Source organism: Bacillus cereus group sp. BceL291 (assembly GCF_051776705.1).
Taxonomy (GTDB): Bacteria; Bacillota; Bacilli; order Bacillales; family Bacillaceae_G; genus Bacillus_A; species Bacillus_A cereus.
Genome location: NZ_JBPWAP010000029.1, coordinates 1 through 13,314, shown reverse-complemented (window position 1 = coordinate 13,314; position 13,314 = coordinate 1). Strand labels below are relative to the sequence as shown.

Genomic DNA, 13,314 nt, shown 5'->3' with positions numbered 1-13,314 from the left:
CACAATGAGAATGGTGGACCTAATTGCAAAAAAACGTGACGGACATGCATTAACGACAGAAGAAATTAACTTTATTGTTGAAGGATATACGAATGGTGATATTCCTGATTATCAAGTAAGTTCACTTGCAATGGCAATTTTCTTCCAAGATATGAACGATCAAGAGCGTGCCGATTTAACGATGGCAATGGTAAATAGCGGTGATACAATCGACTTATCAGCTATTGAAGGTGTAAAAGTAGATAAGCATTCAACAGGTGGTGTTGGTGATACAACGACACTTGTATTAGGTCCATTAGTAGCCGCTTTAGATGTACCAGTAGCGAAAATGTCTGGACGCGGTTTAGGACATACTGGTGGTACAATTGATAAATTAGAAGCAGTTCCAGGATTCCATGTGGAAATTGAAAACGATGAATTCATGCGTCTTGTAAATGAAAACAAAATCGCTGTTATCGGTCAAAGTGGTAACTTAACACCTGCTGATAAAAAGCTATATGCACTTCGTGATGTGACAGCAACAGTAAACTCAATTCCGCTTATTGCAAGTTCGATTATGAGTAAAAAAATTGCTGCTGGTGCAGATGCAATTGTTCTTGATGTAAAAACTGGAGCAGGTGCATTTATGAAAACGGATGAAGATGCAAAACGTTTAGCAGAAGCAATGGTACGTATCGGTAATAACGTTGGTCGTAACACGATGGCAGTTATTTCTGATATGAGTCAACCACTCGGTGAAGCTATCGGTAACGCATTAGAAGTTCAAGAAGCAATTGATACATTACAAGGTAAAGGGCCGAAAGATTTAGAAGAGCTATGTTTAACACTTGGAAGTCAAATGGTGTACCTTGCTGGACAAGCTTCATCTTTAGAAGATGCACGTGAAAAGCTAATTGAAGTAATGAACAACGGAAAAGCGCTAGAATCATTTAAAACGTTCTTATCAGCGCAAGGCGGCGACGCATCTGTTGTTGATGACCCTTCTAAATTGCCACAAGCACAATTTAAAATTGAAGTGGAAGCGAAAGAAGACGGATATGTATCAGAAATCGTTGCAGACGAAATCGGAACAGCAGCAATGCTTTTAGGAGCAGGACGTGCAACGAAAGAGTCTGAAATTGATTTAGCAGTTGGTCTAATGCTGCGCAAAAAAGTAGGCGATAGCGTGAAGCAAGGTGAATCTCTCGTTACAATTTACGCAAACCGCGAAAATGTTGAAGATGTAAAAGCGAAAATTTATGAGAACATGAAGATCTCTAAAGAACACGTAGATGCACCAACTTTAGTACACGGTATCGTAACGAAGTAATAAAAAAAAGCTGAGGAGATTTCTCCTTGGCTTTTTTTACTATTTTTTGTTTATAATAATAATGGGTGAAATTATGATTAGAATTTGTGCAGTAACAAAAACAGATGAAGTATTATATGATGTTTCTCTAGAAGAAACAAAGAAAGACCATATTGTATGGTATTGGCTAGATTTATATAAGCCAACGAAAGAAGAGTATACATATATTCTGCAAGACCATTTTAAGTTCCATCCCCTTGCAATTGAAGACTGTATAGAATATGTACAGAGGCCAAAAGTTGATTTTTATGATGGATATAACTTTTTAGTACTTCACGCATTTGGGGAAGATGGACTAGAACCGCACGAAATCGATTTATTTATTAGTGATCGTTATATTGTTTCTTTCCACTTTTCTCATAACAATGCAATCGAAAGAGTATGGAAAACACTTGGAGAAAAGAAGCGTATTAAAAATAGTCCTTTACACGTAGCTCATACAATTATCGACCAAATTGTAGATGACTATTTTGCGCCTGTATATTACATTGAGGATCATTTAAATGCAATTGATGATAATTTAACGGGGGAGACAGCAGGAAGTGTATTAGAAGAGGTATTTGATATACGTACAGATTTATCAAAGCTAAGGCGTACAATCATTCCGATGCGTGATTTATTATATCGTATTTTAAATTCGACTCGTTTTTACGGTATAAGCGATCATGAAATTTACTTTAAAGATATACATGATCATTTGCTTAAACTAACAGAAATGATTGAGGCAAGCCGAGAGTTAACAGCAGATATTCGGGATAGTTATTTTTCATTAAACTCACATCATATGAATAACATTATGAAAACATTAACTGTATTCTCGACTATTTTCATGCCATTAACATTTATTGCGGGAGTATATGGAATGAACTTTACGCATATGCCAGAGCTTGGTGGACAATATAGTTATTTTATTTGTCTACTTATTATGGCACTAATTGGCGGCGGAATGATGGCCTGGTTTTATAAAAAAGGATGGTTTAAGTAAAAAAACACCGAGGATTTCCTCGGTGTTTTTTTTAACCAATAGCATGTAATACAAACATAGCTAAGAATAAGCATGTAATGATATACATAGATGGTGCGACTTCTTTACGCTTTCCAAGAGCAACTTTTAAGATAGGGTAAGCAATAAATCCGAACGCAATGCCATCAGCGATACTATATGTGAGCGGGATCATAACGATAATTAAGAATGCTGGAAATCCTTCTGAAAAGTCATTCAGAGGAATTTGTTGAATGCTTGTAATCATCAGACCGCCAATAATAATTAAGATTGGTGCAATGGCACTATCAGGAATTAATTTGACAAATGGAAGAGCAAACAGTGATGCAAAGAATAGCAACCCAGTAACGATAGACGTCAGACCTGTCTTGCCACCTGCAGTAATACCTGCGGCACTTTCTACTGTTGAAACGGTAGGACTTGTGCCAAATAGACCACATGTCATTGCTGAAATTGCATTGGCTTGGTAAGCACGTGGGAATTTACGATCATCTTCTAATAAACCGTGCAGAAGTCCCATGTTCTCAAAGATAAGCACCATGCTTAAAGAGAATGTTGCAATCCAAAATGGTAAGGAAGAAAGTTTCCCAAATGACATAGCTCCAAACACATCACCGTAATTAGCGAATGAGAATGAACTACTTCCCACTTGACTCGTATCCACAAGACCAAATAGCCAGGCGATACCAGTTCCTATTGCAATCGTCCATAAAAAGTTTCCACGTACGTTACGAATAAATAATACAAGTGCAATGATAAGAGTAAGTAATGTCGCAAGAACGACAGGATTACTTAATTTCCCCATTGCCACAGCAGTATTTGGGTTCGAAACGACTAAACCACCTTTTTGCAATCCGATAAACGCTAAAAATAATCCGATGCCGACAGTAATCGCTTCCTTTAATGACTTTGGAATTGATACTGATAGCACGCGAGCGATTGGTGTAAAAGCGGCAATTGCAAAAATAATACCAGAGATAAAGACAGCAGCCAATGCTTCTTGCCAAGTTAGTCCAAGCGTATGCACAGCTGTGTACGTGAAGAATGCATTTACACCCATACCCGGGACAAGAATAGCAGGTGCATTTGCCCAAAGTGCCATGAGTAGACATCCGACAAATGAACTAAAAACAGTTGCTAAAATTCCAGCTTCAAGAGGAATACCAGCATCTGATAAGATTGACGCATTTACAATCATAATATATACGATTGTGAAAAATGACGTAACTCCAGCTAAAACTTCTTGTTTTGGTGATGTTTCGTGTAAATCTAATTTAAATGTTCTTTCAAGTATTCCTTTCATGTTAAACCTTCTTTTTCATATCCCTCTCCCACCCGTGATATCTCTTTTGTAAGAGCTCACCGTTCTTTATTATATCAGAACATCATGTTTTTACAACAAGTAAAATGATAACGTTTACTTGTAAAGAGAATTCGTTATAAATACGTAAAAATAGCCCGTATGGATGAAATGATTTCTAATTCACCCGATTGAATGGGCGGGGCTGCTTGCGCATGTAAAGTAGCATAAGACGTAACCTCCCGTGGTAATTGGGCAGATTCTTCAACGAATGAGAGGGGAACAGGATTAATATTTAAATTATATGTACTCGCAATAGCACGAGCTTTTTCTACTGCTTGGTGCAGAGCTTGAATGAGAGCTTGCTCATAATATTTATTTGGATGAGATACTCGGAAACGTAAACCTTTTGCTACATTTGCGCCATTTGAAACGGCTATATCATATACTTCCCCAGCTTTTTGTACATTTAAAACGGTAATTTCATACAAATGCTCCACGCGGTATCCTTGTAGCAATGCTTTATCATTTACATATTCGTATTGAGGAGTGATCGTATAAGAAATCGTTTCTATATCTTTATCGGCAATACCAAGCTGTTTAAGTGCATCCAGCAACTGTTTGGATTGCACTGCATTTTCTTCTTGAGCCTGTTTTACATTTTTATCATCTGTTCGAATGCCAAGCGTTAATATAACAACATTCGGTTTTGCTTTAACGACGCCTTCGCCTTGTACAGTAATAGTAGCTTCTTTACCAGTATTAGCTGTGCGTACGTTGTGTAAATAAGGATTCATTCCACCCTGCATTTTCCATCACCATCCTTTTTATATGTATATGTGTGAACAAAAAAGAAATTTATATGAAAAAAGTTACATAAATGAGAATGTTGAGGAAAGAAAGCATGTACAACATAGGTATTTATAGATTATAATATGTGTAAATATGATAAAAAAGGGACGAGGCTATTGAACGAAAAAAGAGAAACGCTGATTTTAGATTTATCTGCATCATTTCGAAAAATGATACGTTTATTACAAAATGATATTAATACACGTTTTGCAGAACATATGCCATATAATGAATTTTCTGTATTACGTGCGTTATTTTTAAAGAGTCCACAGATGGCTTCGCAAATTGCGAGTGAAGTAAACGTAACCTCCAGTCATATTACAGCTGTTACAGATCGTCTCGTACGAAAAGGATTAGTAGAAAGAAAACGTTCTAATTCAGATCGTCGAATCGTGTATTTAGAAATTACAGAGCACGGAAGAGAAGTAACTGAAAAACTTGAAGCTGTGCGTAAAGAATATTATAAAGAGAGATTTAAAGGTTGGAGCGACCAAGAAATAGAAATGGTCTTAGAACTATTTGGCCGCGTATTATAATAAATGAGGATAGGAAGCGAAAGCATTCCTATCCTTTTTCTTTTGAATAAAAATATTTTGAAACTCCGATACTTTAATTAAAAGATCGGAGGAAAGATTATGAAATATATTGCTGCACTTACCATTTTATTTGGTGGTTTTTTCTATTTTCAAACATTTACGTACGCAGATACGCCTATCCAAGTGGTGCGAAAAGAAGTGAAGTACATTGAAACCGATAATACAGTCTTATATTCGAAATTATGGGTTCGTTCTATGCAAAACGCAGTATTATTCCACCATAGCGATAATATTCGTAATCAGGACACATTACGTAATGTAACAAGTTCATCGCTTGTTAAAGCGAAGCAACTATCTTTTCAGAAAGCGGCCCTCTATATACCGAGATTATCGCAATACGTATCAAAAACAGGAAAAGAAAACATTCAAGTGTACTACATTGCGATTCACTATAATGTGAAAAAAGAAAATGCATATCAACTAGATGGCATGAACTATTTTCTACAAGTATTTGTGAAAGAGCGTGGGGAATGGAAAATTGCTGAAAGTGTAGTTGCACCGACAGAGCAAATTGTGCAAAATGGTGATGGATTTGGGATGAAAGAAGAGATGGTGTATGGGGATAGGAGAGAGAATGTGAAATAACCTCCTTTAAAAGGAGGTTATTTCACACGCCAAGAAAATTTGAATTTTAATAAGCGAGATAATAGTAGATAGACTATCGTACTGGTCCCTATAAAACCAATATAATAATTTACGATAGAATGACTTCCGCCCGCTGCCATTCCTCCAAACATTCCAATAAAGGTTACACAACATATCATACATAGTGTTTTAAGCTTCGGATATAATAGAAAGTTTCCGTTTTGTTCATTAGGTGATCTTGTATATAAGTACATTCCTAAAGGTAATAGAATAAGTATATTTACGATTGGACCGATAAGTTTTGTTGCTGAAGGAATATACGTAAAATTAGGTTCATCATGACGTACGCCTTGTTGATCAGTATAAGCACGTTGAGGATCGTAATTAAAATTAATATTGAATCCGCGAACTGGCGCTAAAATACTCACTTTTTCTATTACTGAACCGTAACGATCTACATTTTCCTCCGTATAGACGGGATGATTGGAAATAAGTCCAACCGTATGAATAGAAATAGCCCCGGCAATTAGAGTCGGCAAAATAAAAGGGAATCCAAGTATAGCAACACTGAAAAATCCTTGTGAAATCATATTACCAGCAATTGTTCCTATGCATAATGCAAGTGTATATATAGCAATTAAGATAATAACCATGTATAAGAAGTAAGTATGAAATGGTGAAAATATTTGATACTTATTATGAAAGGTTGTCTTTTTCATAATAGCAAAAAGTCCCCAATTTAGTATAACGATAGCTACAATATTACACACACCAAAAAGCCATTTCGTTATGAAGAGATGTGTTCGTTTAAATGGCATAGACCATAAAATGTCACTTGATTGATTTTGACGTTCCCATCCAATAAGAATACAGGCTAATATAATAAGGAGTCCTCCTTGAACCATAATAGCATCGGGAAGTGAAAGTTGATAATTATATCGGTATATATATTTCCATTCATTATGTTCATGAAAATATTTTAATTGCTCGGCAGCTGCTAAATAGTATTTATATGATAGTACATAAAAACTTACTAACCAAAATAGCCAAACAATATATTTACTTTGTTTGTAGGTATGCACCCATAATGCTTTTTGAAACATAGGATCTCTCCTTTAAAAAACTTTATAGTTTGTAAGACGTGATAATATAAAATAAGTGACGATTCCAAATAAAAAGAATCCAACATAGTAACTAAATAATAAATCAAAACGTTTTAACATTTGCCCACCTATTAATGCAAAATAAAAGGTAGTACCCCACATCCAGAGTGAGTTGTATTTTGGAAAAAGGAAAATTTTCTTATTATGTTCATTAGGTGATCGTGCATAAAGAAACATACCAATTAGTAAGCTGGAAATAGTATAGAAGATAGGAACAAGTATTACTTTTGCAGAGTAGTAACTATGAAAAGTGGGTCCCCTTTGTATTACTTTTCCATGATCTTCATCTGATTGGACAGTAGGGTGGTAATTATAACTAATTGAAAAGTCTAATATAGCGCTTGAAATGTTGGTCTTTTTATTGAATTTATAAATGTTTTCGAAATTCGTATAACTTTTATTCCCCTGTATTGCCTCAGCGTGAGCTGTAAAGAAAAGGAGTAAGAGTGAAAAGATTCCCATTCCCATTATGCAAAAAGTAATGCTGAAGATGCTTTGTGAAATAATACTGCCAGTAAATGTACCTATACATAAAGAGACAGTATAGATAGCGATATATGTGAAAATTGCGTACAGGAAATATCGGTGAAATGGTTCGAAAGATTGATATTCAAAGTGAATCGTAGATTTATAAATAAAATACATAAGACCCCAATTGATTAGAAATGATAGTACAATGAAAAATCCACCGAAAACCCATTTCGATAAGAACATATCACGTCTTTTAAATGGAAATGTCATAAGTGAATCTCCATTTTGATTACTTCGCTCCCAGCCAATTAATATACAGGATAGGATAATTGTAATAATACCTAACCAAAAGCTATTAGAAGAATAAAAAGAATAATGATAGTAGAACTTTTCTTCACCTATTTTTTCTGGATGGAGAAAGAGAGACTGTTGAGTTTCTGCTTCTTGATAGTATTCGAAAGATAAAAAATAAAGTGAACTGAAGAGAAAAAGTAACGCAGCATATTTCCCACGCTTCCAATTCCACATCCACAACGCTTTATGAAACATACCCATCCTCCTCCAGTGTCGTAACGAAGACATCTTCAAGTGACATTGTTAATTCTTCAATAAGTATAGGTTGCTCTTTGTAAAACTTCTCCAGTGTTGTAGCCACATTTCCTTCGATTAAGATTGTATATACTTTTCCTGTTTGATTTAATATTTTAATATTGCTTAAGTTTTCTAGTTTTTGAGGTAGTGAACGTTCATAAGCAACTTGTATTTTAGCAAATCGTGATTTTGCATCGTCTAGTGATGTAATAGACGAGATGGTATGGCCTTTTAATATAATAATTGTATCTGCAATTTGTTCTACTTCATCTAAATGGTGAGTGGAGATGAAAATGGTAATCTCTTTTTCTGCAACTTCTCCAACGAGAAACTGTAAAATTTTCCTTTTCACGATAGGATCAAGTCCATTTGTCGGTTCATCTAAAATGATATATTCTGCCTTTGTAGAAACGGCTAAAATGATGGCGAGCAGTGCTTTCATTCCTTTTGAATAACTAAGAATTCGTTTATTTGGTAAGTTGAAATGTTCTAGTAGTTCATAGAAATATGGTTCATCAAATGCTGTATAAACTGATTTATAAAACTTCACGATTTCTTTTACTGTATAACCGTTCAGCATGTTAGTAGAATCCGGAACATATACGATTTTTTGTTTCGTTTCAGGATTTTTATGGATGTCGATATCCTCATATGTAACAGTTCCCTCGTCTGGGTCCAAAATACCGACCATCGTTCGCAATAAAGTTGTTTTTCCCGCGCCATTTCTTCCGAGTAATCCGATGATACTCCCTCTTTGCAATGTGAAAGAAACATCGTCTAAAATTGTTTGATTATCAATTGTTTTCTTCAAGTTTGTCACTTTCAACATCCGTATTCCCTCCAATCTCTTTATAGTATGAATCTATCCAATCATGAATTTTATCTTTCGTAATACCAAGATAAGAGGCTTCTAATAGTAATTGATGAAATTGCTTTTCAACCATAGCGATTTTCCTTTCGTCTAATGTTGGGGTAATCGATTGGGATACAAATGTTCCTTTTCCTCGTAACGTTTCAATAATTCCTTGTCGCTCTAACTCTTGATACGCTTTACTCACTGTATTTGGATTTATAACGAGTAAAGAAGCGAGTTCGCGTACAGAAGGGAGTTTATCACTTGGAGCCAACATGTTTTTCAATACGAGTTCTTTTATATTTTGAACAATTTGTTCCCATATCGGAGTGTTGCTTCTTGGGTCAAGTTGAATATGCAAGAGCAATGTCTCCTTCCTCATATGTATTAAGTGTACTACTGTATGTAATACACTTAATACAATATAGGGGACGAATGTATTTGTCAACTGAAAATGTTAGAAAAATTTGGTATTAAAAAAAGGTAAATTGGAAAAAATAGGTCTGATATAGAATGGAGGGTTAGTCATGAAGCGAGTTTTTGGAATACTTGTTTGTTTCATGTTATTGCTTTCTGGAACTTCAGTAAGTTTCGCACAATCTGAGAAAACGAAGCAGGAGAAAACAGAAGAAACAACACCGAAGTTAGCGGAACAAGCGTCGTCAGCAATCGTAATTGAGCAAGATACAGGTAAAGTTTTATTTGATAAAAACCCAAATGAAAAATTACCACCTGCTAGTATGACAAAGATTATGACAATGCTTTTAATTATGGAACAAGTTGAAAAAGGAAAACTAAAACTGACCGATAAAGTTAGAGCGAGCGAACATGCAGCTTCAATGGGTGGATCGCAAATCTTTTTAGAACCTGGGGAAGAGATGACTGTAAATGAGATGTTAAAGGGTATTGCAATTGCATCTGGAAATGACGCATCTGTTGCAGTAGCCGAGCATATCGCAGGTTCAGAAGAAGGATTTGTAAATATGATGAACAAAAAGGCGAAAGATCTAGGGCTGAAAAATACACATTTTCAAAACCCAACAGGTCTTCCGGCCAAAGACCATTATTCGACAGCAAATGATATGGCTATAATGGCGAGAGAATTGATGAAGTATCCACTTATTCGTAAATACACAGGTAAGTACGAAGATTATTTACGTGAAGATACGGATAAAAAGTTTTGGCTTGTTAATACGAATAAGCTAGTACGTTTTTATCCTGGCGTAGATGGAGTAAAAACAGGTTTTACGACAGAAGCGAAATATTGTTTAACAGCATCGGCTGAAAAAAATGGCATGCGTATCATTTCAGTTGTCATGGGAGCACCAACATCAAAAGAACGGAACAACCAAGTGACGAAGCTTCTTGACTACGCATTTGGTCAATATATGACAAAGAAATTGTATACGCGCGGCGAAAAAATTAAGACAGTTCAAGTAGGGAAAGGGAAAAAAGAAAAAGTAGATTTAGTTGCATCAGATAATGTTTCTCTTCTTATGAAGAAGGGCGAGAATATGGACAAGGTAAAACAAGAAGTAATTGCTGAAAAGAAAGTAAAAGCACCGATTAAAAAAGGTGACGCGCTTGGTACACTTGTTATTAAAAAAGATAAAGATGTTTTATTAAAACAAACAATTGTAGCAAAAGAAGATGTTGCTGCAGCGAGCTGGTGGGAGTTATTTAAAAGAAGTTTTGGGATGTTTTCAACATCAAAATAGCGGCAAATATTTTGCCGCTTTTCTATTCGTATGTAAGTGAATAATGCTGAAAGGTTTCACTTTATGACGAAATAGTTCTTCTTTTGTCAGCAGGAAGGATTCTTATTTTGTATCACGAAAATCTTTATGTATGTGAATAAGTAAAGTTTGAGCATAAGGAGGAAATCGTGTGAGTCTTTCCATGCAATTAGAAGTAAAACGTGACGTCCTATGTGTGAGACTAGAGGGTGAATTAGATCATCATACGGCTGAAGAGTTGCGAACGAAAGTAACAGATATGATTGAGACACATGGTGTTCATCATATTGTTTTGAGCCTAGAGAACTTATCTTTTATGGATAGTTCTGGTCTAGGTGTTATATTAGGCCGATATAAACACGTAAAGGGATTAGGTGGAGAAATGGTTGTTTGTGCAATTTCACCGCCTGTTAAGCGTTTATTTGAAATGTCGGGCTTATTCAAAATCGTTCGCTTAGAAGAAAGTGAAGCGCACGCGCTCGCGACGTTGGGGGTGGCATAGATGAGAAATGAAATGAACCTTCAATTTTCAGCATTAAGTCAAAATGAATCGTTCGCTCGCGTTACAGTAGCGGCTTTCATTGCACAACTAGATCCAACGATGGAAGAATTAACGGAGATTAAAACAGTTGTGTCAGAAGCGGTTACAAATGCAATTATTCATGGATACGAAGGAAATGCAGAAGGTATTGTTTATATTTCTGTAATTTTGGAAGAAGCAATGGTGAAACTCACGATTCGAGATGAAGGGATTGGAATCTTTAACTTAGATGAAGCGAGACAACCCCTTTTTACAACTAAACCTGAATTAGAGCGTTCCGGAATGGGATTTACTATCATGGAAAATTTTATGGATGAAGTAGAAGTTATTTCAAACGAATCTTTCGGGACAACAATCCATTTGACAAAATACTTATCAAATAGTAACGCTCTATGCAATTAAGGAGAATAGCCTATGGACATAGAGGTCAAAAATGAGAAGAAGAAACCTCAGTTAAAGGACCACGAGCTAAAAGCGTTAATTCAAAAAAGTCAAGATGGAGATCAACAAGCGAGAGATACAATCGTTCAAAGTAATATGCGCCTCGTTTGGTCGGTTGTACAGCGGTTTCTTAATCGAGGATACGAACCAGACGACCTATTTCAAATTGGATGTATTGGGCTCTTGAAATCGGTAGATAAATTTGATTTATCTTTCGACGTGAAATTTTCAACATATGCAGTTCCAATGATTATTGGTGAAATACAACGTTTCTTACGTGATGATGGATCAGTGAAAGTTAGTAGGTCTTTAAAAGAAACAGGAAACAAAATTCGAAAGATGAGAGATGAGCTTTCGAAAGAATTCGGAAGGGCTCCAACGATTAATGAAGTGGCAGAGGCACTAGAACTAACGCCAGAGGAAGTTGTTCTAGCACAAGAAGCGAGCCGGGCCCCTTCGTCTATACATGAAACTGTATATGAAAACGATGGAGATCCAATCACTATTTTAGATCAAATTGCAGATCAATCTGAAACGAAATGGTTCGATAAAATTGCTTTAAAAGAAGCGATTAGAGAACTAGATGAACGAGAGCGCTTAATTGTATACTTGCGTTACTATAAAGATCAAACACAGTCAGAAGTAGCAGAGCGCATAGGCATTTCGCAAGTACAAGTTTCAAGACTTGAAAAGAAAATATTAAAACAGATGAAAGATCGGATAGACGAATAATTGTCTATTCGATTTTTTTATGCCGTTAATAGGAGAGAGATGCTAATTTTTGTAAAAATTAACAGAATTTATTGAAAATTTAGTTAATTTGAAATATAATCCAAGTATGAACTTGTCATAAAGGGGGAAGGAAACATGGAAACGAGGCAACAATGGGGAACGAGAGCTGGATTTATTTTTGCAGCGGTCGGATCTGCCGTTGGATTAGGAAACATATGGCGTTTTCCTTATACAGCGTATGAAAATGGAGGAGGAGCATTCTTTTTACCGTACTTATTTGCATTATTAACGACTGGTATTTCATTGTTAGCGTTTGAGTTTGCCCTTGGTCATCGTCATCGTGGTTCAGCACCACTTACATTTTTCCGTATTAGCCCGCGTGCCGAATTTATTGGATGGTGGCAAATGTGCGTAACATTTATCGTTTCAACATATTATGCAGTGATTATTGCTTGGTCTATATCGTATACATACTTTGCAATTACTGGAGCATGGGGAAAAGACACGCAATCATTTTTATTTAAAGAGTACTTACATGTTGCAGATAAGCCAGGGCAATTTGGAGGACTTGTACCGGAAGTATTAATTCCGTTAGCTCTCGTTTGGATTATTGTGCTTGGCGTTGCATTTAAAGGAGTTAAAAAAGGAATCGAAGTTGTTAACCGTATATTTATTCCTTTATTAGTTGTTATGTTCCTTATTATCGTCGTTCGTGCAGTGACGATGGAAGGTGCTATGCAAGGACTAGATGCATTCTTTAAACCAGATTGGAGTCGTATTTTTGATGGGAAAGTATGGCTTGCTGCTTATGGTCAAATATTCTTTAGTTTATCTTTAGCATTTGGAATTATGATTACGTATTCTAGTTATTTACCGAAAACCTCGGATACAACAAATAATGCCTTTATTACTGGATTTGCAAATTCAGGATTTGAATTATTAGCAGGTATTGGGGTCTTTGCACACATCCATCAACTTAAGGTATATTTTCAAACAAAATGCGGTCTTTCCATATAGTTTTTTATTATCTTTTGTAGATTTTATAAAAGCGGGCATATCAAATAAACCCTGACGGGTTTCAATTTTTTACTATGCTACCTGA

At 35.7% G+C, this 13,314-nt stretch carries 14 protein-coding genes and 1 pseudogene; 9 read left to right on the top strand and 6 right to left on the bottom strand.

Annotation, left to right across the window (positions count from 1 at the left end; genetic code table 11):
* Nucleotides 1-4 precede the first annotated feature (4 nt).
* A complete protein-coding gene (locus tag ACS2CR_RS18520) occupies nucleotides 5-1,309 on the top strand; it encodes a pyrimidine-nucleoside phosphorylase (RefSeq protein ID WP_001243069.1) in 1,305 nt (434 codons plus the stop codon).
* A 61-nt stretch (nucleotides 1,310-1,370) separates the two neighbouring features.
* On the top strand, nucleotides 1,371-2,333 hold the full coding sequence (corA, locus tag ACS2CR_RS18515) for a magnesium/cobalt transporter CorA (protein WP_002005674.1): 963 nt from the start codon (nucleotides 1,371-1,373) through the stop codon (nucleotides 2,331-2,333).
* Nucleotides 2,334-2,364: 31 nt separating this feature from the next.
* On the opposite strand, the gene ACS2CR_RS18510 is transcribed toward corA, so the two are convergent.
* Together ACS2CR_RS18510 and ACS2CR_RS18505 are read right to left on the bottom strand one after the other, a co-directional pair.
* Nucleotides 2,365-3,654, bottom strand: a complete 1,290-nt coding sequence (locus ACS2CR_RS18510; RefSeq protein WP_153602589.1) for an NCS2 family permease — start codon at nucleotides 3,652-3,654, stop codon at nucleotides 2,365-2,367.
* A 134-nt stretch (nucleotides 3,655-3,788) separates the two neighbouring features.
* A complete protein-coding gene (locus ACS2CR_RS18505) occupies nucleotides 3,789-4,460 on the bottom strand; it encodes an SIMPL domain-containing protein (RefSeq protein WP_001161448.1) in 672 nt (223 codons plus the stop codon).
* Between the two features lie 159 nt (nucleotides 4,461-4,619).
* On the opposite strand from ACS2CR_RS18505, the gene ACS2CR_RS18500 reads away from it, so the two are divergent.
* Nucleotides 4,620-5,039 carry a MarR family winged helix-turn-helix transcriptional regulator gene (locus ACS2CR_RS18500; RefSeq protein ID WP_001003305.1) on the top strand — a complete coding sequence of 140 codons (420 nt, stop codon included), beginning with the start codon at nucleotides 4,620-4,622 and terminating at the stop codon, nucleotides 5,037-5,039.
* A gap of 99 nt (nucleotides 5,040-5,138) precedes the next feature.
* Nucleotides 5,139-5,684 carry a hypothetical protein gene (locus ACS2CR_RS18495; RefSeq protein WP_000873786.1) on the top strand — a complete coding sequence of 182 codons (546 nt, stop codon included), beginning with the start codon at nucleotides 5,139-5,141 and terminating at the stop codon, nucleotides 5,682-5,684.
* 17 nt (nucleotides 5,685-5,701) lie between these two features.
* On the opposite strand, the gene ACS2CR_RS18490 is transcribed toward ACS2CR_RS18495, so the two are convergent.
* From ACS2CR_RS18490 to ACS2CR_RS18475, 4 genes are read right to left on the bottom strand one after another with little or no spacing between them, the layout of a single operon-like run.
* On the bottom strand, nucleotides 5,702-6,787 hold the full coding sequence (locus tag ACS2CR_RS18490; protein ID WP_000486561.1) for a hypothetical protein: 1,086 nt from the start codon (nucleotides 6,785-6,787) through the stop codon (nucleotides 5,702-5,704).
* Nucleotides 6,788-6,799: 12 nt separating this feature from the next.
* Nucleotides 6,800-7,867 (bottom strand): ABC transporter permease, encoded by a 1,068-nt coding sequence (locus tag ACS2CR_RS18485; protein WP_000468528.1) that lies wholly within the window; start codon nucleotides 7,865-7,867, stop codon nucleotides 6,800-6,802.
* Complete coding sequence (locus ACS2CR_RS18480; protein WP_053512799.1) at nucleotides 7,857-8,738, bottom strand: ABC transporter ATP-binding protein; 882 nt, start codon at nucleotides 8,736-8,738, stop codon at nucleotides 7,857-7,859. Before ACS2CR_RS18480 ends, ACS2CR_RS18485 begins: the two co-directional genes overlap by 11 nt.
* A complete protein-coding gene (locus ACS2CR_RS18475; RefSeq protein ID WP_000548027.1) occupies nucleotides 8,704-9,123 on the bottom strand; it encodes a GntR family transcriptional regulator in 420 nt (139 codons plus the stop codon). Before ACS2CR_RS18475 ends, ACS2CR_RS18480 begins: the two co-directional genes overlap by 35 nt.
* Before the next feature lie 166 nt (nucleotides 9,124-9,289).
* On the opposite strand from ACS2CR_RS18475, the gene dacF reads away from it, so the two are divergent.
* The 5 genes and pseudogenes from dacF to ACS2CR_RS18450 form a co-directional block, all read left to right on the top strand.
* Nucleotides 9,290-10,480 carry a serine-type D-Ala-D-Ala carboxypeptidase DacF gene (gene dacF / locus ACS2CR_RS18470; protein WP_000831995.1) on the top strand — a complete coding sequence of 397 codons (1,191 nt, stop codon included), beginning with the start codon at nucleotides 9,290-9,292 and terminating at the stop codon, nucleotides 10,478-10,480.
* A 169-nt stretch (nucleotides 10,481-10,649) separates the two neighbouring features.
* Nucleotides 10,650-11,000, top strand: coding sequence for an anti-sigma F factor antagonist (spoIIAA, locus tag ACS2CR_RS18465; RefSeq protein WP_000059135.1), 351 nt, complete (start codon nucleotides 10,650-10,652; stop codon nucleotides 10,998-11,000).
* Nucleotides 11,001-11,441 (top strand): anti-sigma F factor, encoded by a 441-nt coding sequence (gene spoIIAB / locus ACS2CR_RS18460; protein WP_001243398.1) that lies wholly within the window; start codon nucleotides 11,001-11,003, stop codon nucleotides 11,439-11,441.
* A 12-nt stretch (nucleotides 11,442-11,453) separates the two neighbouring features.
* The gene (gene sigF / locus ACS2CR_RS18455; RefSeq protein WP_000350729.1) at nucleotides 11,454-12,212 is read left to right on the top strand and encodes an RNA polymerase sporulation sigma factor SigF; all 759 of its coding nucleotides are present in this window, start codon (nucleotides 11,454-11,456) and stop codon (nucleotides 12,210-12,212) included.
* Nucleotides 12,213-12,347: 135 nt separating this feature from the next.
* Nucleotides 12,348-13,175, top strand: a pseudogene (locus ACS2CR_RS18450) (sodium-dependent transporter); the annotation flags it as partial.
* Nucleotides 13,176-13,314 lie beyond the last annotated feature (139 nt).